Raw genomic sequence first — 24,532 nt, 5'->3', positions numbered from 1 at the left:
GCTCGGAGGAAAGAAAGGAGCTCGGTTTAATGAATATGACGCAAAGACTTTCTCTGGCTTTTTCGCTTTTAGCAGGTTCATTAATTATTCTGGGGATCGTAACGCTTTCACTTCTCGCCGGTTTTCAGGCGCGATTTGAATATGTGCAGGTAAACACGATTGATTCGCTCAAGGTGTTAAACCGGCTGGTGGATGAAAGTAATCGCCTCTCTGTGGCGTTATATCGTCATCAGACAGAGGATGAGAGCGGCAAGCTGGCCAGTCTCGAAGCGGTTATTCAAAAACGCATTGAGGACATTTCGACACTGACGAAATATTATTTCGATAACGATATTACCAACGACGACGATCGGGTGATGACAGAAAAGTCATTGCGGCTAATCGATGCCGTTAAACAAAATCTTCCGGCATTTCTCACGGCTTCCCGGGCACATCAGAATGAACGCAGCCTGGCGCTGTTAAGTGATGATGAAGGCATTGGCGGCGCCATCACCCAGCTAAAAAACAGTTACCGCGATCAGTTTGAATTTAACAGCAAAATGGGTGAAGCGTTACGCCTGCAAAACCAACATATTTATCGGCTGACCAAATGGGGCATGGCCGCCGGTATTGCCCTGGCGATTACTGGCCTGGGGATGCTGACGATACTGACCATCATGCGCGTCCGCCGCAGCCTGAATGCCATGGGCGGGCTGATGGAACGCGCCAGCAATACGCTTGATCTTTCCCTGAAGGCCGATGACAGCCGCCGTGATGAAGTCGGTGTCATGGCGCGTTCTTATAATCGTCTTATGGAAAGTATTTCGTCCGCAATGTATGCGGTCAGCAGTGCCTCGCAGTCCGTCAGCAGTGCGTCGGCACAGATTGCGGCAGGGAATGAGGATTTGTCTGCCCGCACAGAAGAGCAGGCTGCCTCGCTGGAGCAAACGGCTGCCAGCATGACGCAAATCAGCGAAACCGTCAGACAGACCGCCGACAACACGCGCCAGGCGAGCAATCTGGCCGAAAATACGCGTAACCTCTCCGAAACCAGTTCTGCGGCGCTCACTACCATGCTGGATACCATGACGTCGATCCGTGACAGCGCGGGCAAGGTGGGCGACATTATCACCCTGATTGAAGGCATTGCGTTTCAGACCAATATTCTGGCGCTGAACGCGGCGGTTGAAGCGGCGCGAGCCGGCGAACACGGGCGCGGCTTTGCGGTCGTGGCAGGGGAAGTGCGCAATTTGTCGCAGCGTTCCACCACCGCCGCCCGTGAAATCAAAACGCTGATTCAGTCGTCGAATGCGTTGATTGAATCGGGAACGTCCCAGGCGGATAACGTGAATCAGAATATGGAGACGATGCGCGGTGCGGTCAGTCAGGTTACCGATCTGGTTAACGAAATCGCCGCTGCGGCCACAGAGCAGAGCCTGGGGATCGCGCAGGTGCATCAGGCGGTCAATCAGATGGACGATGTGACCCAGCAGAATGCGGCCCTGGTGGAAGAAGCCTCGGCCGCATCGCTCTCACTACAGGAGCAGGCCGACGGCCTGGCTGCGCTGGTGCGCAGGTTTACGCTCGCGGGCCAGCAGGCGGCTGATGTGACGCCTCAGCGCCAACCTGCAACCGTTGTTGCGCCCAAACCCGTGATGGCTCTGGCGACAGGCGGACAGGATAACTGGCAAAGCTTTTAAGGCTGATCACACCGTGAACGGTCGGCGGTAAGCAGGGCAAATTCCTGGCTTGATGGCAGACCGAAAGCCGCGTGCGCACCCGGTGCGCACGCGTTTTATCAGCGACGCAGTGCAATCGCTTCGATTTCAATCTTCACATCTTTTGGCAGACGGGCGACTTCCACGCACGAGCGCGCCGGGAAGTTTGCCTTGTGCTCAGTAAAGAACGCTTCGTAGGTGGCGTTTACGGTCGCAAAGTCATTCAGATCTTTCACGAACACGGTGGTTTTAACGATATCGCCTACCGTCAGTCCCGCCGCTTCCACGATTGCCTTCACGTTTTCCAGCGACTGACGTGCCTGCGCAGACACATCATCGGCGACCTCACCGGTGGCCGGGTTCACGGGAATCTGACCCGAGGTGATGATCATGTTGCCGAGATCAACGCCCTGTACGTAAGGGCCAATGGCCGCAGGGGCTTTTTCCGTACTGATTTCACGAGACATCATTTCTCCTTAAAGTAAGGCCGGGGCAGCAACGATGCCGCCCGCAACAGAACGCGTTCCATTATAGGCGCGCCCGGGACGATTAAAAGTGGCCCAGCACGACATGGCGGGCGAACTCTTTCTCACAGTATTTGCACTTCAGGTGCACCTCATCGGCGCGGTGCTTGACGGCGAAGCTGGAGAACACCGGCTCGCTGCGGCTGATGCAGTTGCTGTTCGGGCAGGTAAGCACCCGATCGATGTGATCCGGCAGCGCCGGGGCGATCTTGGCCACCACTTCATAGTCGTCGATGCGATTGACCGTCGCATGCGGCGCATAGAACGCCAGTTGATTGATCTGATCGTCGGTCAGGTAGGTGTTTTCGATCTTGATCAGGTCCTTACGGCCCATTTCACCTGACGGCAGGTTCAGACCAATAGTGATGCGCTGGTCAGTTTCGGTCAGGCGAAACAGCGACAGGAGCTTAAAGCCCACCTGCGCCGGGATATGATCGATAACCGTGCCGTTTTTGATGGCTTCGACCTGCAGTTTGTTATCGTGGCTCATTGTTCACTCCTTACAGGGCGATGTCGCTGTTCAGTACCAGCGCCAGCAGGGCCTGGCGCGCATAAATACCGTTACCTGCCTGCTGGAAATACCAGGCGTACGGCGTGGTGTCCACGTCAGGGGTAATTTCATCAATACGGGGCAGCGGATGCAGCACTTTCATGTTATCGCGGGCTCCGGCCAGATCGGCTGCCCGTAAAATAAACTGGGCTTTGACGTTGGCATATTCTGAGGGATCGAGCCGCTCTTTTTGCACGCGGGTCATATAGAGAATATCCAGCTCAGGCATCACCTCTTCAAAGCTGTCATGGCGCGACCAGGCAATATTCTGCTCGTCCAGCATATCGGTGATATAGGCAGGCATTGCCAGCGCATCCGGCGCGATAAAGAAGAAGCGGTTGCCGTCGAACTTGGCCAGCGCCTGGGTCAGCGAGTGAACGGTACGGCCATATTTGAGATCGCCCACCATGGCCACGTTCAGATTGCTGAGACGACCCTGGGTTTCGTGAAGAGTAAACAGGTCCAGCAGCGTTTGTGTCGGGTGCTGATTCGCGCCGTCGCCCGCGTTCAGAATGGGAATGCCGTTGGAGAACTCCGTGGCCAGTCGGGCTGCCCCTTCCTGCGGATGACGCATCACAATCGCGTCCACATAGGTGCTGATGACGGAAATGGTATCCGCCAGGGTTTCCCCCTTCTTGCCCAGCGAGGTGTTACTGCCATCGGCAAAGCCGACGGCGGAGGCACCCAGGCGATGAATGGCGGTTTCAAACGACAGCCGGGTGCGGGTGGAGGCTTCAAAGAAGCAACTGGCGATCACGTTGTGTTTCAGCAGTTCCGGCTGAGGGTTGGCTTTGAGCCGGGCGGCGGTATGCAGCACCAGCTCCAGCTCGTCGCGGCTGAGATCGTTAATTGAAATGATGTGCTTGCGATATAGCGGGTTAGCCATAGCTCTCTCCTCTGCGCGGCCGGATTGCGGACAAAAAAAAGCCCCTTAGAAAGGGGCTTTTTTGAGATCGGTTCGATGACGGAAAGAAACAGCGGTGCCGCCTGCGGTCAGGCGAGATAGCGCGTCACATTGTCCACGATGCTGTTGCATGTTTCCTCCGGCAAATTGTGGCGCATTATACGCCATCGCGGGTTGGCATCAAGGAAAAATCGCGTGACAGGTAACCGTTTGCGTCTGTCTGATTAGCGCTGTCCCAGCGTGGCGACCATTACCGCTTTGATGGTGTGCATCCGGTTTTCAGCCTGGTCAAACACGATGCTGTGTGCCGACTCAAAAACCTCATTGCTGACTTCCATGCCGTCTTTAAGGCCATACTGTTCTGCCATCTGGCGGCCCAGCGTGGTCTGATCGTCATGGAAAGCCGGTAAGCAGTGCAGGAATTTCACCGCCGGGTTGCCTGTCAGCGCCAGCATCGCACGGTTCACCTGATAGTCGCGCAGCAGGGCAATCCGTTCTTCCCACACCGCTTTGGCTTCGCCCATGGAAACCCAGACGTCGGTATAGATAAAATCGGCACCTTTTACGCCCTCGGCAATATCCGCCGTCAGGGTGATTTTACCGCCGGTCTTTTCGGCGACCTGACGGCATTCTGCGACCAGCCCGGCTTCCGGCCAGCAGCTTTGCGGCGCAACCATGCGCAGATCCAGCCCGACCAGCGCGGCGGCTTCCAGCATGCTGTTGCCCATGTTATTGCGGGCATCGCCAACGTATACCAGCGTCATCTTATTCAGCGGTGTAGCGGGCAGATGCTCCTGCATGGTCAGCAGGTCAGCCAGCAACTGGGTGGGGTGAAACTCGGTGGTCAGGCCGTTCCAGACCGGCACGCCCGCGTGCTCGGCCAGCGTTTCCACCAGTGCCTGACCGTAACCCCGATACTGAATGCCGTCGTACATGCGGCCCAGCACGCGCGCGGTGTCTTTCATCGACTCTTTATGGCCGATCTGGCTGCCGCTCGGGCCAAGATACGTGACGTTAGCTCCCTGATCGTAGGCGGCAACTTCGAAAGAGCATCGGGTACGGGTCGAGTCTTTTTCGAAGATGAGCGCGATGTTTTTGCCTTTCAGGTATTGGGTTTCGCTGGCGGTTTTTTTGGCGTGTTTTAATTCGGCAGACAGGGCAAGCAGGTAATCGATCTCGGCCGGGGTAAAATCCAGCAGCCTGAGAAAATGACGGTGATACAACTGACTCATACAGCACTCCGGTACGGGTTTCGTAATGAATTAAAATTCAATTTAACCGTATGAATATGCATTTTCAACCCTGGCGAGAATAATCTTTTCTGTTTTGTGTAGTGGCGCGACAGGCAGTATGGGAAAATAATGACTTATTGCCGAACTCAGAGAGGATATCGCCATGGCATTTGAAGCATTGTTGGAAGAGCAGCGTGAAGAGACGCGGCTGATCATCGAAGAACTGTTAGAGGATGGCAGCGATCCCGATGCGCTCTATACCATTGAGCACCATCTCTCCTGTAATAACTTTGACTCGCTGGAAAAAGCGGCGGTGGACGCGTTTAAGCTGGGCTATGAAGTCACCGAGCCGGAAGAGCTGGAGCTGGAAGACGGCACCACCGTCATGTGCGTGGACATTCTCAGCGAAGGCGCGTTGAAAGCGGAGCTGATCGACGCGCAGGTAGAGCAGCTGGTGAATCTGGTGGCAAAATATAACGTCGACTACGACGGCTGGGGCACCTACTTTGAAGATCCGAATGCCCAGGATGACGATGAAGACGATGGCGATGTCATCGACGAAGACGATAACGGCATTCGCCACTAATCTGACGAGGGCGGAGTCTGCTCCGCCTTTTCTGTTTTCCGGCCCTGTCTGACATTCATGAATTACGCACCCTTACTTGAACCGATACAGCAATTTTTACACTGCCGCACGCCGCAGGCCTGGATTGATGAAGCGCGCAAACCTGAAAACCTCACGCTGCTCCTGACCGACCACCTGGTGTGTGAACTGAAAGCCGCACAGACCGCCGTCTGGCTGATTCGCAAATATGTCGCCGACAAGCCAAGTGGAGACCGGATTCTGGCGTGGCTGCGGCCTTACGAGAATTTTATCTTTCGCGAAGACGGCGACAGCGATTTTATCAACGCCCATAAAAATCTGACTAAAACGATCATCGTACGCAATGCGCTGCCGTGGGCGGACGATCTGGTAGAGAAAATGGTGCTGCTGATTAAAGAAGAGCTGCATCACTTTTATCAGGTGTGGGAAATTATGCAGTCGCGTGGTCTGGTGTACGAGAAAATCACCTCAAGTCGTTACGCCAAAGGGCTGCTGCGCGAAGTGACCACGCACGAACCCGATACGCTGGTGGATAAGCTGATTTGCGGTGCCTATATCGAAGCGCGCTCCTGCGAACGGTTTGCCAGCCTGGCGCCTTTCCTGGACAGTGAACTCGAGAAGTTTTATATCTCGCTGCTGCGTTCTGAAGCCCGCCATTACCAGGATTACCTGGCGCTGGCGGCACAGATATCACCCAAAGACATTACGGCGCGCGTACGGGCGATTGGTGAAGCGGAGGCCAGGCTGATTAGTGAGCCGGACACGGAGCTGCGCTTTCACAGCGGCGTCCCGGCTTTTTGACGGCGTTACAACGTTTTCAGCATCCTGAACTCGCAGTCGCCATGGCCGGTGCAGCCCAGCGCATGGTCGATGCGCGCAAAGCCCAGCGATTCATAAAGCTTAATGGCGCGCGTCAGGCTGCCGGTGGTTTCCAGATAGCAACGTTGAAAGCCCCGCTGGCGCGCATGATCCATGGCTAACAGCGCCAGTTCGCGCGCCACGCCGAAGCCGCGGATAGCGGGCAGGAAATACATCTTTTGCAGTTCACAGATATCCGGCGCGCTGCAGGCGAGCGGGGCAATGCCGCCGCCGCCCATCACCTTCCCCTGATGTTCCACCACCCAGTAAGCGCTGTGTTCAGCGCTGTACAGCTCAAACAGCTGGTCCAGATTAGGATCGGCAACGGTGTAGCCTTTATCCGCCGTCAGGCCAAATTCCGCAGAGACGTCGCGGATGACCCGGGCGATATGGGGATTGTCGGCGGCAGTAATGGGCCGCAGCTGAATATCGGCAGTGGTTCTCATCAGGATTCCGGTACAAAGTCAGCGCAATAAAAAAGCCGGGCAAAGCCCGGCTTCAGGTTCAAGCTATCGGACTACGACGCATTACAATGCCGCAATCACCGCCTGCTGTTCAATCAGTTTCGCTTTGGACTGTTCCATGTCGGCAACGCGTTCACGCTCTTTGGCGACGACCGCTTCCGGGGCACGGGACACAAAGCCTTCGTTGGCCAGCTTGGTCTGAATCTTCTCGATTTCAACATCGAGTTTCACCAGCTCTTTCGCCAGACGTTCCAGCTCGGCGGCTTTATCCACCAGATCCGCCATCGGGATCAGGAGCTCGGCGCCTTCAACAATTTTGGTCACCGAAACCGGCCCTTTCTCGCCCGCAGGCAGAATGGTCAGGCTTTCCAGACGCGCCAGGCGTGACAGGAAGTTACGGTTGGCCTCAACGCGGCGCTGGGCCGCCGGCGAGCAGTCACGCAGCAGCACATCCAGCAGCTTGCTCGGCGCGATGTTCATTTCCGCACGGATGTTACGCACCGCGATGATCGCCTGCTTCATCCACTCAATGTCGGCTTTGGCTTCGGCATCTTCTTTCGCCGCATCAAACTGCGGGAACGGCTGCAGCATGATGGTGTCATCGCTGATATTTTTCAGGCCTTTCACGCGCTGCCAGATGGTTTCCGTGATGAACGGAATGATCGGGTGCGCCAGGCGCAGCAGCGCTTCCAGTACATGAACCAGCGTATGGCGCGTACCGCGCAGTTCTGCTTCGCTGCCGCTGTTCATCACCGGCTTGGTCAGCTCCAGGTACCAGTCACAGAACTGGTTCCAGGTGAAGTCATACAGAATGTTGGCGGCGATATCGAAGCGATAGCTGTCCAGGGCTTCACGGTAAGCTTTCACCGTATGGTTGAACTCGGTCAGAATCCAGCGATCGGCCAGCGACAGCGTCATCTCGCCACCGTTCTGACCACAATCCTGATCTTCGGTGTTCATCAGCACAAAGCGGCTGGCGTTCCACAGCTTATTACAGAAGTTGCGATAACCTTCCAGGCGCTTCATGTCCCAGTTGATATCACGACCGGTTGATGCCAGCGCGGCCAGCGTAAAGCGCAGCGCATCGGTACCGGATGGCTCAATACCGTTCGGGAACTGTTTCTCGGTTCGCTTACGGATTTTCTCGGCCAGCTGCGGCTGCATCATGTTACCGGTGCGTTTTTCCAGCAGATCTTCCAGCGAAATGCCGTCAACCATATCCAGCGGGTCAATCACGTTGCCCTTGGATTTGGACATCTTCTGGCCTTCTTCGTCGCGGATCAAACCGGTCATATAGACGGTTTTAAACGGCACCTGCGGTTTGCCGTTTTCATCTTTGATGAAGTGCATGGTCAGCATGATCATGCGGGCAATCCAGAAGAAGATAATGTCAAAGCCACTGACCAGCACGCTGGTCGGGTGGAAGGTCCGCAGGGCCTCGGTGTTTTCCGGCCAGCCCAGCGTTGAGAACGTCCACAGACCTGAAGAGAACCAGGTATCCAGTACGTCGTCGTCCTGGCGCAGCGCCACATCGGCGGCCAGGTCGTTTTCGCTACGCACTTCGTCTTCGGTGCGACCAACGTATACATTGCCGTCGTTATCGTACCAGGCCGGAATGCGGTGGCCCCACCACAGCTGACGGGAAATACACCAGTCCTGAATGTCACGCATCCAGGAGAAGTACATGTTCTCGTACTGTTTTGGTACAAACTGAATATCGCCGTTCTCAACGGCTTCAACGGCCACTTTTGCCAGCGGTGCCGTGCGGACGTACCACTGGTCGGTCAGCATCGGTTCGATGACCACACCGCCGCGGTCGCCGTAAGGAACGGTCAGATCGTGTGGTTTGATCTCTTCCAGCAGGCCCAGTTCGTCCACCGCGGCCACGATGGCTTTACGCGCCGCAAAACGTTCCATCTTCTGGAACGCAGCCGGGATCGCGTCACTGTAGACGGTGCTGGCTTCGCCGTTGGTATCGTAAACCTGCGCGCTTTCACGGATATCCCCGTCAAAGGTCAGGATGTTGATCATCGGCAGCTTATGACGACGGCCCACTTCATAGTCGTTGAAGTCGTGCGCCGGGGTGATTTTCACGCAGCCGGTGCCTTTTTCCATGTCCGCGTGCTCGTCACCCACGATTGGGATCAGGCGATCAACCAGCGGCAGCATGACAAACTTGCCGATCAGATCTTTATAACGCGGATCGTCCGGGTTCACGGCTACGCCGGTATCGCCCAGCAGCGTTTCCGGACGTGTGGTGGCGACAACCAGATAATCTTTCCCGTCGGCGGTTTTGGCGCCGTTGGCCAGCGGATAGCGGATGTGCCACATGGAGCCTTTGCTCTCACGGTTTTCCACTTCCAGGTCAGAGATCGCGGTGCGCAGTTTCGGATCCCAGTTCACCAGGCGCTTGCCGCGGTAAATCAGGTTCTCTTTGTACAGGCGCACAAACACTTCTTTTACAGCATTGGACAGGCCTTCATCCATGGTGAAGCGTTCACGCTCCCAGTCCACAGAGTTGCCCAGGCGGCGCATCTGGCGGGTAATGGTGCCGCCGGATTCGGCTTTCCACTGCCAGATTTTGTCGATAAAGGCATCACGACCGTAATCCTGACGGGTTTTGCCTTCTTCTGCGGCGATCTTACGCTCAACCACCATCTGCGTGGCGATGCCCGCATGGTCGGTACCGGCCTGCCACAGGGTGTTTTTGCCCTGCATGCGCTGGTAGCGAATCATGGTATCCATGATGGTTTGCTGGAAGGCGTGACCCATGTGCAAGCTACCGGTGACGTTCGGCGGCGGGATCATGATGCAAAAGCTTTCCTGGCTGGTGTCGCCATTCGGTTTGAAGTAGCCCTGCTTTTCCCAGTGCTCGTAAAGCGGCTGCTCGATATCTTGCGGGTTATATGTCTTATCCATTTCTGCTATGTCGTTTGCGGCTGTGGTGGCGTTGCCGTATTCAATTGGAAGCCAACGCTGCGATAGGCTTTATAGCGATCGCGCGCTAACTGTTTGAGCGATTCTTCATAAGGAACGAAGTCTATCACTTCATGGAAAGCAGTAGCAAAATCTGCAAACTGCGGCAGCAGGCTGATCAGCAGGTCGCGCGGTGAATTGCCCCGACGCTGCGGCCAGGCCAGCTCGACCGGTGCGCCGTAGCGCGGACCTTCGCCAGCCAGATTATGTGGCACAAAGGCATTGGCAGGGCGCTGCCAGAGCGCCTCATCCAGCCGAATGGCTTGCTGCTCATCTTCACAGGCGATGAGCACTCGCTTACCGGCCCGCCAGCGTGTTTCCGCCAGATCGCACACCAGCGCTTCCACAGCGGTTAAGCCGTCGCGGGATGCATCGGTTTCCAGCACGTAGAAGGTTGCGTTTTTCATCGAATTGCCTGCTAAAAGAAAAGCGGGGCGACATGGCGTCCACCCCGGTTGGTTCGGTTGCCCGGGCGTTTAGTCGTCGCCGTTCAGACCTGCACGGTTCAGCAGGAACTGTGACAGCATCGGCACCGGACGGCCGGTGGCCCCTTTGGCCTTGCCGGAGCGCCACGCGGTGCCGGCGATGTCCAGGTGCGCCCAGTTATATTTGCGCGCAAAACGCGCCAGGAAGCAAGCGGCGGTAATCGCGCCGCCCGGACGGCCACCGATGTTGGCCATATCGGCAAAATTGGATTCCAGCTGTTCCTGGTACTCATCGGCCATCGGCAGGCGCCAGGCGCGGTCGCCCGACTGTTCTGACGCGCTGATTAGCTCATGGGCCAGCGGGTTGTGGTTCGAAAGCAGGCCGCTGACGTGATGGCCCAGCGCGATCACGCAGGCGCCGGTCAGCGTCGCCACGTCGATGACCACTTCCGGATCAAAACGCTCGACGTAGGTCAGGGCATCGCACAGCACCAGGCGACCTTCGGCATCGGTATTCAGCACTTCAACGGTCTGGCCAGACATGGTGGTCAGCACATCGCCCGGGCGCATGGATTTGCCGTCCGGCATGTTTTCACAGCCGACCAGTACGCCCACGACGTTCAGCGGCAGGTTCAGCTCGGCGACCATGCGCATCACGCCATAAACGGATGCCGCACCGCACATGTCGTACTTCATTTCATCCATGCTGTCCGCAGGCTTAATAGAAATACCGCCGGAGTCGAAGGTCAGCCCTTTACCGACCAGCACGATGGGGCGTGCATCGGTATCCGGGTTGCCTTTGTACTCAATCACCGACATCAGGGATTCATTGTGCGAACCGGCCCCGACGGCAAGATAGGCGTTCATGCCCAGCTCTTTCATCTGCTGCTCGCCAATCACGCGGGTTGAGATGTGTTTACTGTAGGCATCCGCCAGCTGACGCGCCTGAGAAGCCAGGTAAGCCGGATTACAGATATTCGGCGGCATGTTGCCCAGATCTTTGGCCGCTTTCACGCCCGCCGCAACGGCCAGGCCGTGCTGAATCGCCCGTTCTCCGCTGGTTAACTCACGGCGGGTCGGCACGTTAAACACCAGCTTGCGCAAAGGACGGCGCGGTTCGGCTTTGTTGCTCTTCAACTGGTCGAAGTTATACAGCGCCTCTTTAGAGGTTTCGACAGCCTGACGCACTTTCCAGTAGGTGTTGCGCCCTTTGACGTGCAGTTCGGTCAGGAAGCACACGGCTTCCATCGAGCCGGTGTCATTCAGCGTGTTAATGGTTTTCTGAATCACCTGCTTGTACTGACGCTCATCCAGCTCGCGTTCTTTGCCGCAGCCAATCAGCAAAATACGTTCTGACAGGATATTCGGCACATGATGCAGCAGCAGCGTCTGACCCACTTTACCTTCCAGCTCACCGCGGCGCAGCAGGGCGCTGATATAGCCATCGCTGATTTTATCCAGCTGCTCGGCAATCGGTGACAGACGGCGCGGTTCGAAAACACCAACTACAATGCATGCACTGCGCTGTTTTTCCGGACTACCGCTTTTTACACTGAACTCCATGCACTCTCCTGAATCTTAAAGACAACAGCCGTAGCTGCCGCTAGAATGTAGCGCATTCATGACTCATTTATTAATCGGTGCAACATGCTAGCATGCTGTCGACGGTCGTAATGAATCAGGGTGACAACATGTTGTTTTTTCACCACCCACATGCAATTCGTATACATTTTTAGCGCTGGCTTCGGCCATTTATGAAGAAAAATGGCTAATAAGCGTTGAAATTAGCGATTTTCCTGCAAAAAGACAAGTTTTCACAGGCGTATTAAGCGTGATCATTATTAGATATCTGGTTCGGGAAACGCTCAAAAGCCAGCTGGCTATCCTGTTTATCCTGTTGTTGATCTTCTTCTGCCAGAAGTTGGTCAGGATTTTAGGGGCTGCGGTGGATGGCGAAGTGCCGACAAACCTTGTTCTGACGCTGTTAGGACTCGGTGTGCCTGAAATGGCGCAACTTATTCTGCCCCTTAGCCTGTTTCTGGCGATTTTAATGACGCTGGGAAGGCTGTATACGGAAAGTGAAATTACCGTGATGCACGCCTGCGGGCTGAGCAAAGCGGTGCTGGTCAAAGCGGCGATGATTCTGATGCTGTTCACGTCGATTGTGGCCGCGATTAACGTCATCTGGCTCGGCCCCTGGTCGTCACGTTATCAGGATCAGGTTACGCAAAACGCCAAGGCCAACCCCGGCGCAGCGGCCATGGCGGCCGGGCAGTTCCAGACCTCCAGCGACGGCAATAATGTGCTGTTCGTGGAAGACGTAAAAGGCAACCATTTCGGCCATGTCTTCCTGGCGCAGCTACGGCCAAAAGGCAATGCCCGCCCGTCCGTCGTACTGGCCGACAGCGGCCATATGCAACAGGAAAAAGACGGTTCGCAGATCGTCACCCTGGACAAAGGTACTCGCTTTGAGGGCACAGCGTTGTTACGTGATTTCCGCATTACGGATTTCACCAACTACCAGGCCTATATAGGCTATAAGCAGGCGACGCTGGATCCTAACGATGTGGATCAGGCTCCCCTGAGCACGCTCTACGCCAACAACACGCCGGAATTTAAGGCCGAGTTTCACTGGCGTCTGACGCTGGTGTTCTCTGTGCTGGTGATGGCCCTGATGGTGGTACCACTCAGCGTGGTCAATCCACGTCAGGGGCGCGTACTGTCCATGCTGCCCGCCATGCTGCTGTACCTGATTTTCTTCCTGCTGCAAAGTTCTTTGCGTTCAAGTGGAGCCAAAGGCCGCCTGGATCCGGCCATCTGGATGTGGGTGGTTAACCTCAGCTACCTGGCGTTAGCGATTGTGCTCAACCTGTGGGATACGGTGCCTGCGCGCCGGATTCGCGCGCGCTTTTCACGCGGAGGATCGATCTGATGTTTCGCGTTCTTGATCGCTACATTGGTAAAACCATCTTTAATACCATTCTGCTCACGCTGTTTATGCTGGTCTCGCTGTCCGGCATCATCAAGTTCGTCGATCAGTTGCGTAAGACCGGCCAGGGTGCATACAGCGCGCTGGATGCGGGCTATTACACCTTGCTGAGCGTACCAAAAGATATCGAAATCTTCTTCCCGATGGCCGCCCTGTTAGGCGCATTGCTGGGACTGGGAACGCTGGCGCAGCGCAGTGAGCTGGTCGTGATGCAGGCGGCGGGTTTTACCCGCATGCAGGTGGCGCTGTCGGTGATGAAAACGGCGATTCCGCTGGTCCTGTTGACCATGGCTATCGGCGAGTTCGTTGCCCCGCAGGGCGAGCAGATGGCGCGTAATTTCCGCGCGCAGCAGCTCTACGGCGGCGCGCTGGTTTCAACACAAAACGGCCTGTGGGCAAAAGACGGCAACAGCTTTATCTACATTGAGCGCATTAAAGGCGACGATGAGATCGATGGCGTCAGTATTTATAACTTCAACGACGCGCGCCGCTTAGAGAATGTTCGCTACGCGGCCTCGGCCAAATGGGATAAAGACAAAAAGCTGTGGGTGCTGTCGCAGGTGGATGAATCGAACCTCACCGATCCCAAACAAATTACCGGCTCACAAAGCCTGGGCGGCGAATGGAAAACAAATCTGACGCCTGACAAGCTGGGCGTGGTGGCGCTGGATCCGGATGCGCTCTCGATTACCGGCCTTTACGATTACAGTAAATACCTGAAGCAGAGCGGCCAGGAATCCGGTCGTTACCGCCTGAACATGTGGAGCAAGATCTTCCAGCCGCTGTCGGTTGCGGTGATGATGCTGATGGCGCTGTCGTTTATCTTCGGCCCCCTGCGCAGCGTTTCAATGGGCGTTCGCGTGGTGACCGGCATCAGCTTCGGCTTTCTGTTCTATGTGCTGGACCAGATTTTCGGCCCGCTCAGCCTGGTCTACGGCCTGCCGCCGATTTTCGGCGCGATACTGCCAAGCTTCGTCTTCTTTGCCATCAGTCTGTTTATGCTGGTGAAACGGCGTTAAGCGCCTGCCGTGAAAAAGGCCGCCTTTCGGGCGGCCTTTTTGTTTGCAGCTACTACGCATCGGTCAGTCATCCAACAGCCTGATGCATTCTCCAGGCACCCAGCCGCACTCGCCCGATGCGCGTTCAGCCCAGTACCAGTCGTTCAGCGATGTCGTTACGCTCACCTGCTCACCGGGACTGACCGTCAGTTCCTGCGCACTGTAGGTTTGCCGACAGATAACCTGATTTGGACTACGTAGCGAAAAGTATTGCTGAGGTGCCCAGCCTGCTTTTCCACCGGGCAAAATTATCCACAGCCAGCCTCGCCATGCCAGATCACAGTGGCTGACCACCGCAACGTCGCCTGCCTCCACGAAAAGGGGATCGGGATATGCAGACACATAACGCTTTATCACGCATGCTCGCCGTCTCATCATGTTCTCTCTGGCCTGAAACACCGCAATCATTATAGAGGGGAAATCCCTGATGGCTTTTACGTCCATATCAGACCGTGTCGGCGCAGCGTAAAGGCGGAAAGGTTTGAAGTGAAAAAAACCGCCGTATAGGAAAAGATTAAGACTCAGGAAAGCGGGGCTGACGCCGCTCCGCGCATGCATCATCTCTTCATCACGTCATCCAGTCGTGAATCAACGCACCATACAGCACCTCCGCTTCCGCTAACCGGCTCAGCAGACAGTGTTCATCGGTCTGGTGCGCCATCGACGGCTCGCCGGGGCCGAGGATAATACAGGGCGGATTGCCCAGCGCGGGCAGCAGCAAGGACGCATCGGTGAAGTAGGGCACAATGCGCGGTGTCAGCGGGGCATTATGTAACGGCTGGCAGTGCTGATAAACCGACTGAATCCAGGCCTGGTTGTCTTCGCTCAGCACCGCGGGCAGATCCACCAGCGTGGTCACCGTTACGCTGTCGCCCAGTAACGTTGTAAGCTGCTGACGAATGGTGGCGTGCTGCAGATTGGGGGCGCTGCGGATATCCACGTCAAATTGCGTGCGATCGGGCACGGAGTTAATGTTCAGGCCGCCCACGATGCGGCCGACATTGAGGGTCGGCTGCTTCATCAGCGGATGCGGCGCGCCGGGTGAGAAATGCTGAATTTTGCCCAGCGCGTCCGCCGCCAGATAAATGGCATTGATACCCAGCTCCGGCATCGCGCCGTGGGCCGTTTTGCCCCGGGTTTCACAGCGCAGCCAGAGTGCGCCTTTATGGCCGATAACCGGATAGTTGGCGGTGGGCTCGCCGACGATCAACGCGCCCACTTCGGGCAGGTCAGCGCTGTCGATCAGCGCCCGCGCACCATCGCAGCCTGTTTCTTCGCCGCCGGTAATTAACATCACCACGCCGGAACCCTGTCGAATCGCCTGCTGGTGCGTAACGCAGGCGACGGCAAAGGCCGCAACGGCGGCCTTCATATCACTCGAACCGCGCCCATACAGTTTATCCCCGACAATTTCACCGAACGGATCGTGCTGCCAGTCGGCATTGCCGAGCGGAACCGTATCCAGATGGCCGGTAAATCCCAGTTGCGGTCCGGGCTGGCTGCCAGGCAGGCTGGCAATAAGGTTCAGGCGGTTTTCGCCGAAGGTGGACAGGGTGACGTCAAAGCTCCGTTCCGCCAGCCAGTCCGCCAGAAAGTGCATGCAGGCTGCTTCGTTGCCCGGCGGATTAATGGTGTCAAAGCGCAACAGCTGCTGCGCCAGCGTCTGGCTCTCGCTCATCAGCCGCGCACCGTTAACCAGTCCAGGCAGTTGATCCACAGCTGGCGATAACCCGGCCACTGAGCAAATTCCTGCGGCAGCCAGTGGGCAGACATATCGCTGGTCCAGACCAGCGAGCGGCCCTGTTGATATTCGCGCACCGCCAGCAACGGATGTGACGTTCCGGCAATGGTCGCCAGCAGTTTACCTTCCGGGTGCATTTCCACTTCGTTATAGCCCAGTAACCATGGCCAGTCGCCCGGCATATCGGTAAACAGCGCGTGAGATTCGGTCACGCTGGGATAGGCCCCTTCGGGCTTTTCGATGCGGTCATCCCAGGCCAGGCAGCGCACCGGCAGCACCTTCTCGACCGCCGTGTTGCGATAGCGCGCGCCGCCGTTGATGCCCTGAAAACTAAAGTAGCCGCCAATCATCATCAGCGCGCCGCCCGCCGCCACGTAGTCGTGGATCAGCGTCAGGCGGTTTGCCGTGCGCTGGCTCTTCAGCCAGGTATCCGGGTGCAGCAGCAACGTATTGGCGCCGATGTCGGACAGAATAATCGCATCCCACTGCTGAAGCCCCGCAGGCGTCAGCGGAAACTCGGTCGCGGCGGCATGAGCGGGCATGTAGGTAATGGCATAATCACTGTCGGCCAGCGCCGCCATAAAGTCGGTCGCGCCATTGTGCCAGGTGGCGGTGGCAAACTGATCGAAGCCTTTGACGTGAACGGATGTGCTTGTCCAGGATTCCCCGACCAGTAAAATTTTCTTCTGCATTACGCTTCTCCCTTACCCACCAAAAACGCGCTGTGGGTTAGCAATCAGTAAGGTTTCAAGTTGTTCGCCGCTAACGCCGTGGCGTTTCAGGCGCGGGACAAAATGTTTAAGGATGTAGCCATAGCCGTGACCGCCGTAGCGGGTCAGCATGGTTTTCAGGAACACGTCCTGCGATAACAAAATCTGTTCGATAAAGCCGTCATCGATCAGCTCGCGAATGGCGCGGGCATTCTCTTCATCGGATGGTGACTGCGCGGACTCATCGGCGTAGTAATAGCTCATGCCGATCATGTCGTATTCCAGAAAGGCGCCGCGCTGCGCCAGATCGCGCTGGTAGCGCTTATCGGCAAAGCTGGGGTTCATGTGGCACAGCACCACGTGACGCAGGTCAGCGCCTTCTTCTTCCAGAATATCCAGTACCCGATGGCCTAATCGCTCCCAGCCGGGCAGATGTACCTCAACCGGCACCCGTGTCGCGGCACTGGCGCGGCCCGCCGCCCGCAGGGATTTCTCCTCGTTGGGAGTAAAGCGGCTGGAAACGCCGATTTCGCCGATCAAACCGGCCAGCACCTCAGGTTTCTCTTCCCGGCCGCCCAGGTCGTAAATCAGCTTGTCAGCAAGCGCTTCGATGCTGATCGTTTTGACCCAGTCCGGATGAGATGGCTCCAGATACAGCCCGGTGCTCATAATGATGTTCAGCCCGGTCAGGCGCGCGATGCGCTGCAGCGCTTTCGGGTCACGGCCAATGCCGATATTGGTGGGATCCACCACCGTCTCGCCGCCCAGTGCCCGAAACTTCATCAGCTCTTCAATCGCCAAATCCACATCAAACAGCTGACAGTTATCGCGGCTGATCAGCGGGTTAAGCGACAGCTCGCCCAGGTTTTCGATGCTGACCGGCATTTCCGCCAGGTGACGATCGCCACAGCAGCAGGGCGGCACCCACTTGCCGGAGGCATCCAGCAGAATATGTTCGTGCATCAGCGTCACGCCCATTTCACTCACCGGCAGCGGACCGAGTACGGTCATCACATAGCCGCTGTTGATGCCCAGCGGCAGCGGATCGGGATGGCGAAAAATAGAATGTTTCATCAACTATCCTTTCGCCGCCGATCGCGTCGGATTGAGAATGCGGGTGTTCAGCCAGATGGCCAGCAAAATAATCGTACCGGTGGCGATCTGCGTATAAAACGGGGAGATGTGCGACAAAATCAGGCCGTTCTGGATGATGGCAATCGACAGCGCGCCGAGCAGCGTGCCGATAACGGTACCGAAACCACCGAACAGGCTGGTACTGCCCAGCACCACCGCCGCGATAACCTGTAACTCAAAGCCTTCGCCCTGGTTGGAGGAGCCGCTGCCCAGACGCGCAGTGATGATCATGCCCGCCAGCGCCGCCGCCATGCCGCTGATGATGTAGACCTTCATGGTCACGGCTTTGGTGTTAATCCCGCTCCGGCGCGCGCCTTCCGCATTCGCGCCAATCGCCGTGACATAGCGACCAAAGCGCATATGATTCAGCACGATATGGCCGACGATCAGCACCACTATGCCGATCAGCGCGGGCATCGGCACGCCCAGTACCCAGGCGCGGCCCATAAAAGCGAACGGGCTGTCGGCAGGGATGGGAATGGAATAGCCCTGCGTAATCAGCAGCGCCACGCCGCGCACTACCGCCAGCGTCGCCAGCGTGACGATAAAGGCCGGAATGCCTTCATAGGCGATAAAGAAGCCGTTGATGGCTCCTACCAGCGCGCCCAGCAGCAGGCCACCCAGCAATACCACCGGCCAGGGCAGGCCCCAGTTATTCAGCGCGATAGCCGACAACGCGCCGACCAGCGCCAGCGTCGATCCTACGGAAAGATCGATGCCGCCCGTGGTGATCACCAGCGTCATCGCCGTGGCGACGATCAGCAGCGGCGCGCTCTGGCGAATGATATTCAGCCAGTTAGCACTGCTGAGAAAGTTGCCAGTGATCAGGGAGAACACCACGCAGCAGAACACAAAAAACAGCGCGATGCTCACCACGCCAGAGTGGTTGTGCAGCAGGCGGCGCGGCAACGAGTGTTGCGCCATACGGGAACTGCTCAGATTCATAATAGTCATCCTGTTACCTCGCTCAGTGCGCGGCGGCCGAGCGGGCGACAAACTTCTCACCCACGATCAAATTGACGATCTCGGTCAGATCCGTGTCGGCCACGCGGCGCTCCGCTACGTTGGTGCCCTCGTACATCACCATGATGCGATCGCACACCAGGAACAGATCCTGTAAGCGATGGGTGATCAGGATGACGCTCACGCCACGCGCCGAGACCCGACGGATCAACTCCAGCACCGCCTCGACTTCGGCGACGGCCAGCGCGGCGGTGGGCTCATCCATAATCAGCACTTTGGGATCGAAGGCGGCGGCGCGCGCAATGGCAATCGCCTGGCGCTGACCGCCGGAGAGATTGCGCACCAGTAAGCGCGTGTCGGGGATTGAAATGCCCAGGCCTTTCAGCATTTCCCGTGCGTCAGCGTGCATTTTTTCTTCGTCCAGAAACGGAATGCCGAGAATCGACTTCATCGGCTCACGTCCCATAAACAGGTTGCCCGCCACATCGACGGTGTCGCACAGCGACAGGTCCTGATACACCATCTCGATATGGCAGCGGCGGGAATCCGCCGGGTTACTGAAATGCTGGTCTTCACCATCGATACGAATCGTGCCGCTGGTGGGCACGACTGCGCCAGACAGCACTTTGGTCAGCGTGGATTTACCCGCGCCGTTATCGCCCACCAGGCCCAGCACTTCGCCCGGGGCCAGTTGCAGATTGACGCCGCGCAGGGACCGTATCGCGCCGTAAGTCTTGGTAATATTCACCATTTCTACCCGTGCCGGGGCAGGTTGTATTTGCTGCATGTGATCACTCCCATCACCGCTAACGGGAAAGTTGTTCTGTGGGTAAAAAGAGGTTATCCGGCACGGTTTACGCCCTTGTAAACCGGTTTACCTGCAAGATAAACCCTTTGTCATTACATACAGAACAACGCGCTACAACGATATTTGTTTGCCGAGTACGACATTGCAGCTTCCGTGCCAGCCTGGGAACAGGCGCGACATTCACGGTCTAACCTTTTGTAATGCAAAACATTTAAATGTTAATTTCAGGTAAACCGGTTTACTCACTATAACGCTGTGAAATTAAAAAGCGCGTTATTTGCGCTAAAACTGTGCACTTTTGCGCCATTTTGGGACGTTGTTAACACATTTGTATCGAATCGCGCGCCACCCATTCCACCGGCAGGCGGGTTTCGGCGGGCACGGCGAGGTCGTCATTCAGAATGCGCAACATGATGTGAACCGCCGTGCGGCCCAGTTCCCGCGCGGGCTGGCGGATGGTAGAAATGCGCGGTTGGGTAAAGTCGGCATAGGTCGCGTCATCAAAGCCCACCAGCGACAGCGCCTCAGGGGCTGTGAGTCCGCGTGCGCGCAGGCCATCCAGCAGTCCCAGCACCAGATAATCACTGGCGGCAAAGACAGCGGTAGGGCGCTCATCGCGGCTGAACAGCCGTTCCAGCGCCTGCTCACCGAATTCACGCTGGTATTCGCCGTACATCACCCATTCGGGCGGCACGTGCAGGCCCGCCTGCGTCATCGCGGTGCAAAAGCCCTGATAGCGTTCGCGCACACTCATCAGCTCATCCGGCCCGCCGACAAAGGCGATATGGCGGTGACCGGCGGCGATCAGGTTTTCGGTGGCAATCCGGCCGCCCTGCACGTTATCGGCAAAGACCTTGGGCACCACGCTGCCGGGAATGTCTTCATCCAGCAGTACGATGCGCTGGTGGCGGTTAATTTCTTTGCGTAACAGGCCGTTATCAGGATGGTTAGTGGTAAACAGCAGGCCATCCACCTGGCAGGTATCCAGCCAGCGAATAAACTGGCTCTCTTTGTCAGGATGGTTGCGGGTGAGGCACAGCACCAGGCTGTAGCCGTGGGCCGAGGCGGCTTCTTCGGCGGCATCGGCCAGTTCGGCAAAGAAGGGGTTGGTAATATCGGGCAAGACCAGCCCTAAGGTTTCGCTGCCGCCCTTGCTCAGACGGCGTGCCAGGCTGTTGCCGCGATAATCCAGTTGACGAATCGCCGCTTCAATCCGGTCGATGGTTTCCTGCGGCAGCATAATGCTTTGATTCATATAGCGGGATACGGTCGCTTTTGACAGCCCGGCCAGCGCTGCGACGTCGGATAACAACACCCGTTTTTTACTCATATCTTCTGCCATCTTGCCCGCAATCGGCTATCAGTAACACAGTTACGCGCAGCGAATACAGTATTTTCCCTGACCGCTGACGATAAAATAATCGCTTGACAAAATTTTGCCGGAAGCGAATGGTAGAGACAGTTTACCGCATGACCCGGGAGTCACTCCCAAACCCGATTAATCCCTTTCACAAGTTCACCATAATGGACGGCGAACAGAAAGTCGGTTATTCAGGTCCTGGCTGAATCAGCCATTCAGACGATATTTGCCCGCCAACAATAATCCCTCTGCATTACGATGCGGAGATCGACTGGTTATCGCACATTCCCGACGAGGAATTTTATGATGATGGCATTTAACACCAGAAAACTGCGCGCGGTTGCGCTGGCTACCGGCTTACTGTCTGCGGGTTCGTTATTTTCACTGGCGCACGCCGCCACGACGTATGCGCTGGTTCAGATTAATCAGCAGGCCCTGTTTTTTAATCAGATGAATCAGGGCGCACAGGAAGCCGCGAAAGCCAGCGGTAAAAATTTAGTGATCTTTAACGCCAACGATAATCCCGTATCGCAAAACGACGCGATCGAAAATTATATTCAGCAGGGCGTGAAGGGCATTATGGTGGACGCGATTGACGTCAACGGCATTATGCCGGCCATTAAAGAAGCGGCCGCCGCCAAAATACCGGTCATTGCGATTGATGCGGTATTACCGGCGGGCCCACAGGCGGCACAGGTGGGCGTGGATAACCTGGAAGGCGGCAAAATTATTGGTAAATATTTTGTCGACTGCGTGGCGAAAAATATGGGCGGCAAAGCGCGACTGGGCATTGTGGGCGCGCTGAATTCAGCCGTGCAGAACCAGCGTCAAAAAGGGTTTGAAGAAACCATTAAAAGTCATCCAGGCATCACCGTCGCGGATGTGGTTGATGGCCAGAACGTGCAGGATACGGCGATGACGGCGGCAGAAAACCTGATCACCGGCAACCCGGATTTAACCGCCATCTACGCGACCGGCGAACCGGCCCTGCTGGGCGCGATTGCGGCGGTGGAAAACCAGGGCCGCCAGAAAGACATCAAAGTCTTTGGCTGGGATCTGACCTCTAAAGCTATCAGCGGCATTGATGGCGGGTATGTCACGGCTGTCCTGCAACAGGACCCGAAAAAGATGGGTGAAGAGGCGGTGAAGGCTCTGAACGCGATTACCGCAGGCAAAACCGTGTCGAAAACCATTCTGGTGCCGGCCACGGTGGTGACCAAGGCCAACGTGGACAGCTATCGCGCGATGTTTAAATAACCGCTGACTCGCCGCCTGCCTGGAGCAGCGCGGCGAGCTCCTCTGCGGTGGGAAAGGCCTGACGTGTGCCATGCCGACTGACGGTCAGCGCGGCAGCCTTGCTGGCGTGAGTAAGTGCTAACTTATCAATCTCGCCCCCACGGAGGAGTGCGGATGCCAGCATCACGGCAAGAAAGGTATCGCCTGCACCGGTGGTATCCACGGCATGAGCGGGCTGCGCCGGGCAAAACGTCCGCTGCTCGCCCTGAATCAGCCAGGCCCCGGCGCTGCCGTGAGTAACCACTAACGTTTTAACGGCACCGGGCGCTAACTGTTGGGCTTCATGCTGATTCACTACCGCAATATCTACCTGCGGCCAGCAGGCGCGAAAACCGGCGTGCACCGGCGAAGGGTTAAAGACGGTGATCAGACCAAGGGATTTCGCCAGGCTGAACAGCGCGTGGGTTTTCCCGGGCGAGAAATTACCCTGCTGGACCAGCAGATCGCCCGGACGCGCGCCGGCAAGATGGTGACTGAGCGTCGTGATATCCAGCGCCTCAGCCGCCGCTGTACTGGTAATAATGGCGTTATCGCCGTCGGCGCTGTTTAAAATAAGTGAGGTATCACTCAGGGCCGCAACAGGCTGTGCAGGCAGTAACGTCACCGGCTCGTGTATAAGCTGCTGACGGATCCAGTTTCCTTTACTGTCATGACCGGTCGCGGCAAGTAAAACCGTCTCAATGCCGCAGCGGGATAATACGATCGCCTGATTCGCGCCTTTACCGCCGATATCCTGCGAACGGTGATAACCATGCACAGAGGCGCCCTTAGCCGGAATATCCGTGACAGACCAGGTTTCATCGACAGTAATATTACCAGCCACATAAACACGCATAGTGTTTTCCTGAACAGGATAAAGACGCGATGGTTGCTATATCAGCAGAAAAAAATGACGCAATACAAGCGATATTTTCCCGCCCCAAAGCCGTTATTGGCGTGATTCACTGTGACCCGTTTCCGGGCTCGCCAAAATATCGCGGCAAATCCGTCAGCGCGATCATTGAGCGCGCCTTACGCGATGCCGAAAACTATATTCTCGGCGGTGTTCACGGCCTGATCGTGGAAAATCATGGCGATATTCCCTTTTCAAAACCCGAGGATATTGGTCCGGAAACCCCGGCATTCATGGCGGTAATTACGGAAAAAGTGCGCGAACGTTTTGGCGTACCGCTGGGTATTAACGTGCTGGCGAACGCCGCGCTGCCTGCCTTTGCCACCGCGCTGGCGGGCGGGGCGGATTTTATCCGCGTCAACCAGTGGGCGAATGCGTATATTGCCAACGAAGGCTTTATTGAAGGGGCCGCCGCCAAAGCGCTGCGCTACCGCAGCCAGCTACGTGCCGAACATATTCGGGTGTTTGCCGACAGCCACGTTAAACACGGCAGCCATGCGATAGTCGCCGACCGCTCCATTCAGGAACTGACCCGCGACGTTGATTTCTTTGAAGCCGATGCGGTTATCGCCACCGGACAGCGTACCGGCGACAGCGCCACGCTGGACGAAATCGACGAGATCCGCGCCGCCACCGCCTTACCGCTGCTGGTGGGTTCGGGCGTCACGCCCGCCAATGTCTGCCAGATTCTGGGACGCACCCAGGGCGTGATTGTGGCCAGCGCGCTCAAGGTGGACGGCGTCTGGTGGAACGATGTGGACCGGGACAGGGTAAAACAGTTTATGGCCGTGGCGCAGGCGACGCTGGATCAGGCATAACCGCCGTTTATTCTCTGGCGCAGACAACAAAAAACCCCGCGGGTGAGGCGAGGTTTTTTGTTTACGTCAGCACGATTGCGTGCGGTGCACATCATGCATTATCAACGTTTTGAACTATACGAATTAATCCGGCATGGTGCAAGCAGGTGATGCTTTATTGTACGCTCTGACTGGATTGGTTTGAGGATTCGCTCGCAATCATTGTATTTTTCTGTTTATTTATACAGTGTTTTTATTATGCTTTTCCAGGTTGATGTTGATGTGCTCTGAGGCCGCATCGTGCTGTGAAAGATGCGTTTCATGACCGACAAGTCCTGGCTGCAACGGGTGGTGCCGTCAGTGCCTTAACCTCCAGGGGCACATCATGCATTATCAACCTAATCAGCCTGTTACAGGCAGCGGAAAGGTACGCAGGCTGTAAGTGCTCCTGACCACAGGAGCCAGCGTATGAGATGGATAGAAATCGCTCGCGTTTTTCTGAAGCTCATGGTTGCACTACTGCAACTGCTTGAAATTATCGTGAAGTCCT

General features: G+C 56.7%; 23 protein-coding genes. 7 read left to right on the top strand and 16 right to left on the bottom strand.

Annotated features, from left to right (window positions below; translation table 11 throughout):
- Positions 1–29: 29 nt before the first annotated feature.
- Complete coding sequence (locus RAC60_RS05305) at positions 30–1,679, top strand: methyl-accepting chemotaxis protein (RefSeq protein ID WP_375092850.1); 1,650 nt, start codon at positions 30–32, stop codon at positions 1,677–1,679.
- Positions 1,680–1,777: 98 nt separating this feature from the next.
- Here RAC60_RS05305 and ridA read toward each other — a convergent pair whose 3' ends face one another.
- The 4 genes from ridA to argF form a co-directional block, all read right to left on the bottom strand.
- A complete protein-coding gene (gene ridA, locus RAC60_RS05300) occupies positions 1,778–2,164 on the bottom strand; it encodes a 2-iminobutanoate/2-iminopropanoate deaminase (RefSeq protein ID WP_006121790.1) in 387 nt (128 codons plus the stop codon).
- 82 nt (positions 2,165–2,246) lie between these two features.
- The gene (gene pyrI / locus RAC60_RS05295) at positions 2,247–2,711 is read right to left on the bottom strand and encodes an aspartate carbamoyltransferase regulatory subunit (protein WP_006121791.1); all 465 of its coding nucleotides are present in this window, start codon (positions 2,709–2,711) and stop codon (positions 2,247–2,249) included.
- Positions 2,712–2,721: 10 nt separating this feature from the next.
- Entirely contained in the window at positions 2,722–3,657 is a 936-nt protein-coding gene (pyrB, locus tag RAC60_RS05290) for an aspartate carbamoyltransferase (protein ID WP_006121792.1), read from the bottom strand.
- A gap of 242 nt (positions 3,658–3,899) precedes the next feature.
- The gene (argF, locus tag RAC60_RS05285) at positions 3,900–4,907 is read right to left on the bottom strand and encodes an ornithine carbamoyltransferase (RefSeq protein WP_006121794.1); all 1,008 of its coding nucleotides are present in this window, start codon (positions 4,905–4,907) and stop codon (positions 3,900–3,902) included.
- A 163-nt stretch (positions 4,908–5,070) separates the two neighbouring features.
- Between argF and rraB the strand changes: the two genes are divergently transcribed.
- Both rraB and RAC60_RS05275 read left to right on the top strand, forming a co-directional pair.
- A complete protein-coding gene (gene rraB, locus RAC60_RS05280) occupies positions 5,071–5,493 on the top strand; it encodes a ribonuclease E inhibitor RraB (protein ID WP_006121795.1) in 423 nt (140 codons plus the stop codon).
- Positions 5,494–5,550: 57 nt separating this feature from the next.
- The gene (locus tag RAC60_RS05275) at positions 5,551–6,312 is read left to right on the top strand and encodes a tRNA-(ms[2]io[6]A)-hydroxylase (protein WP_033739224.1); all 762 of its coding nucleotides are present in this window, start codon (positions 5,551–5,553) and stop codon (positions 6,310–6,312) included.
- Between the two features lie 5 nt (positions 6,313–6,317).
- Here the strand turns inward: RAC60_RS05275 and RAC60_RS05270 are convergent, their stop codons facing one another.
- From RAC60_RS05270 to pepA, 4 genes are all read right to left on the bottom strand, one after another.
- Positions 6,318–6,815: a GNAT family N-acetyltransferase gene (locus RAC60_RS05270; protein ID WP_185200018.1), complete on the bottom strand. Its 498-nt coding sequence runs from the start codon at positions 6,813–6,815 to the stop codon at positions 6,318–6,320.
- A gap of 81 nt (positions 6,816–6,896) precedes the next feature.
- Entirely contained in the window at positions 6,897–9,752 is a 2,856-nt protein-coding gene (locus RAC60_RS05265) for a valine--tRNA ligase (RefSeq protein ID WP_375092846.1), read from the bottom strand.
- Between the two features lie 5 nt (positions 9,753–9,757).
- Positions 9,758–10,216, bottom strand: coding sequence for a DNA polymerase III subunit chi (locus tag RAC60_RS05260; protein ID WP_033739228.1), 459 nt, complete (start codon positions 10,214–10,216; stop codon positions 9,758–9,760).
- 69 nt (positions 10,217–10,285) lie between these two features.
- On the bottom strand, positions 10,286–11,797 hold the full coding sequence (gene pepA / locus RAC60_RS05255; RefSeq protein WP_033739229.1) for a leucyl aminopeptidase: 1,512 nt from the start codon (positions 11,795–11,797) through the stop codon (positions 10,286–10,288).
- Between the two features lie 268 nt (positions 11,798–12,065).
- On the opposite strand from pepA, the gene lptF reads away from it, so the two are divergent.
- The gene (gene lptF, locus RAC60_RS05250) at positions 12,066–13,166 is read left to right on the top strand and encodes an LPS export ABC transporter permease LptF (protein ID WP_033739230.1); all 1,101 of its coding nucleotides are present in this window, start codon (positions 12,066–12,068) and stop codon (positions 13,164–13,166) included.
- Positions 13,166–14,242, top strand: coding sequence for an LPS export ABC transporter permease LptG (gene lptG / locus RAC60_RS05245; RefSeq protein WP_033739231.1), 1,077 nt, complete (start codon positions 13,166–13,168; stop codon positions 14,240–14,242). The genes lptF and lptG overlap by 1 nt, the downstream gene beginning before the upstream one ends.
- Before the next feature lie 63 nt (positions 14,243–14,305).
- On the opposite strand, the gene RAC60_RS05240 is transcribed toward lptG, so the two are convergent.
- The 7 genes from RAC60_RS05240 to RAC60_RS05210 form a co-directional block, all read right to left on the bottom strand.
- Positions 14,306–14,638 carry an SH3 domain-containing protein gene (locus RAC60_RS05240; protein WP_243835878.1) on the bottom strand — a complete coding sequence of 111 codons (333 nt, stop codon included), beginning with the start codon at positions 14,636–14,638 and terminating at the stop codon, positions 14,306–14,308.
- 211 nt (positions 14,639–14,849) lie between these two features.
- The gene (locus tag RAC60_RS05235) at positions 14,850–15,959 is read right to left on the bottom strand and encodes a M20 family metallopeptidase (RefSeq protein ID WP_375092993.1); all 1,110 of its coding nucleotides are present in this window, start codon (positions 15,957–15,959) and stop codon (positions 14,850–14,852) included.
- On the bottom strand, positions 15,959–16,714 hold the full coding sequence (locus RAC60_RS05230) for a glutamine amidotransferase (RefSeq protein ID WP_375092843.1): 756 nt from the start codon (positions 16,712–16,714) through the stop codon (positions 15,959–15,961). Before RAC60_RS05230 ends, RAC60_RS05235 begins: the two co-directional genes overlap by 1 nt.
- Before the next feature lie 12 nt (positions 16,715–16,726).
- Positions 16,727–17,806, bottom strand: a complete 1,080-nt coding sequence (locus RAC60_RS05225; RefSeq protein ID WP_033739235.1) for a phosphotriesterase — start codon at positions 17,804–17,806, stop codon at positions 16,727–16,729.
- 3 nt (positions 17,807–17,809) lie between these two features.
- Positions 17,810–18,811, bottom strand: coding sequence for an ABC transporter permease (locus RAC60_RS05220; protein WP_161784121.1), 1,002 nt, complete (start codon positions 18,809–18,811; stop codon positions 17,810–17,812).
- A 22-nt stretch (positions 18,812–18,833) separates the two neighbouring features.
- A complete protein-coding gene (locus RAC60_RS05215; protein WP_161784123.1) occupies positions 18,834–19,580 on the bottom strand; it encodes an ATP-binding cassette domain-containing protein in 747 nt (248 codons plus the stop codon).
- Between the two features lie 376 nt (positions 19,581–19,956).
- Positions 19,957–20,979, bottom strand: a complete 1,023-nt coding sequence (locus tag RAC60_RS05210) for a LacI family DNA-binding transcriptional regulator (RefSeq protein WP_205959102.1) — start codon at positions 20,977–20,979, stop codon at positions 19,957–19,959.
- A gap of 324 nt (positions 20,980–21,303) precedes the next feature.
- On the opposite strand from RAC60_RS05210, the gene RAC60_RS05205 reads away from it, so the two are divergent.
- Positions 21,304–22,254, top strand: coding sequence for a substrate-binding domain-containing protein (locus tag RAC60_RS05205; RefSeq protein WP_375092991.1), 951 nt, complete (start codon positions 21,304–21,306; stop codon positions 22,252–22,254).
- Here RAC60_RS05205 and RAC60_RS05200 read toward each other — a convergent pair.
- Positions 22,247–23,128, bottom strand: a complete 882-nt coding sequence (locus RAC60_RS05200) for a PfkB family carbohydrate kinase (RefSeq protein WP_058702600.1) — start codon at positions 23,126–23,128, stop codon at positions 22,247–22,249. The two genes, RAC60_RS05205 and RAC60_RS05200, sit on opposite strands and share 8 nt — an antisense overlap.
- 29 nt (positions 23,129–23,157) lie before the next feature.
- On the opposite strand from RAC60_RS05200, the gene RAC60_RS05195 reads away from it, so the two are divergent.
- On the top strand, positions 23,158–24,003 hold the full coding sequence (locus RAC60_RS05195) for a BtpA/SgcQ family protein (protein ID WP_058707952.1): 846 nt from the start codon (positions 23,158–23,160) through the stop codon (positions 24,001–24,003).
- The last annotated feature ends 529 nt before the right edge of the window (positions 24,004–24,532 follow it).

This window comes from Pantoea sp. BR_17 (assembly GCF_041955125.1).
In the GTDB taxonomy this organism is placed as follows: Bacteria; Pseudomonadota; Gammaproteobacteria; order Enterobacterales; family Enterobacteriaceae; genus Pantoea; species Pantoea stewartii.
Note: the sequence above shows the minus strand (reverse complement) of the source record. Positions and strands in the feature narration are given on the sequence as shown.

Bases quoted from the DNA above. Each gene is read 5' to 3' on its own strand.
- RAC60_RS05305 (WP_375092850.1), top strand. From the start codon at position 30: ATGAATATGACGCAAAGACTTTCTCTGGCTTTTTCGCTTTTAGCAGGT.
- ridA (WP_006121790.1), bottom strand. From the start codon at position 2,164: ATGTCTCGTGAAATCAGTACGGAAAAAGCCCCTGCGGCCATTGGCCCT.
- pyrI (WP_006121791.1), bottom strand. From the start codon at position 2,711: ATGAGCCACGATAACAAACTGCAGGTCGAAGCCATCAAAAACGGCACG.
- pyrB (WP_006121792.1), bottom strand. From the start codon at position 3,657: ATGGCTAACCCGCTATATCGCAAGCACATCATTTCAATTAACGATCTC.
- argF (WP_006121794.1), bottom strand. From the start codon at position 4,907: ATGAGTCAGTTGTATCACCGTCATTTTCTCAGGCTGCTGGATTTTACC.
- rraB (WP_006121795.1), top strand. From the start codon at position 5,071: ATGGCATTTGAAGCATTGTTGGAAGAGCAGCGTGAAGAGACGCGGCTG.
- RAC60_RS05275 (WP_033739224.1), top strand. From the start codon at position 5,551: ATGAATTACGCACCCTTACTTGAACCGATACAGCAATTTTTACACTGC.
- RAC60_RS05270 (WP_185200018.1), bottom strand. From the start codon at position 6,815: ATGAGAACCACTGCCGATATTCAGCTGCGGCCCATTACTGCCGCCGAC.
- RAC60_RS05265 (WP_375092846.1), bottom strand. From the start codon at position 9,752: ATGGATAAGACATATAACCCGCAAGATATCGAGCAGCCGCTTTACGAG.
- RAC60_RS05260 (WP_033739228.1), bottom strand. From the start codon at position 10,216: ATGAAAAACGCAACCTTCTACGTGCTGGAAACCGATGCATCCCGCGAC.
- pepA (WP_033739229.1), bottom strand. From the start codon at position 11,797: ATGGAGTTCAGTGTAAAAAGCGGTAGTCCGGAAAAACAGCGCAGTGCA.
- lptG (WP_033739231.1), top strand. From the start codon at position 13,166: ATGTTTCGCGTTCTTGATCGCTACATTGGTAAAACCATCTTTAATACC.
- RAC60_RS05235 (WP_375092993.1), bottom strand. From the start codon at position 15,959: ATGAGCGAGAGCCAGACGCTGGCGCAGCAGCTGTTGCGCTTTGACACC.
- RAC60_RS05230 (WP_375092843.1), bottom strand. From the start codon at position 16,714: ATGCAGAAGAAAATTTTACTGGTCGGGGAATCCTGGACAAGCACATCC.
- RAC60_RS05225 (WP_033739235.1), bottom strand. From the start codon at position 17,806: ATGAAACATTCTATTTTTCGCCATCCCGATCCGCTGCCGCTGGGCATC.
- RAC60_RS05220 (WP_161784121.1), bottom strand. From the start codon at position 18,811: ATGAATCTGAGCAGTTCCCGTATGGCGCAACACTCGTTGCCGCGCCGC.
- RAC60_RS05215 (WP_161784123.1), bottom strand. From the start codon at position 19,580: ATGGTGAATATTACCAAGACTTACGGCGCGATACGGTCCCTGCGCGGC.
- RAC60_RS05210 (WP_205959102.1), bottom strand. From the start codon at position 20,979: ATGGCAGAAGATATGAGTAAAAAACGGGTGTTGTTATCCGACGTCGCA.
- RAC60_RS05205 (WP_375092991.1), top strand. From the start codon at position 21,304: ATGATGGCATTTAACACCAGAAAACTGCGCGCGGTTGCGCTGGCTACC.
- RAC60_RS05200 (WP_058702600.1), bottom strand. From the start codon at position 23,128: ATGCGTGTTTATGTGGCTGGTAATATTACTGTCGATGAAACCTGGTCT.
- RAC60_RS05195 (WP_058707952.1), top strand. From the start codon at position 23,158: ATGGTTGCTATATCAGCAGAAAAAAATGACGCAATACAAGCGATATTT.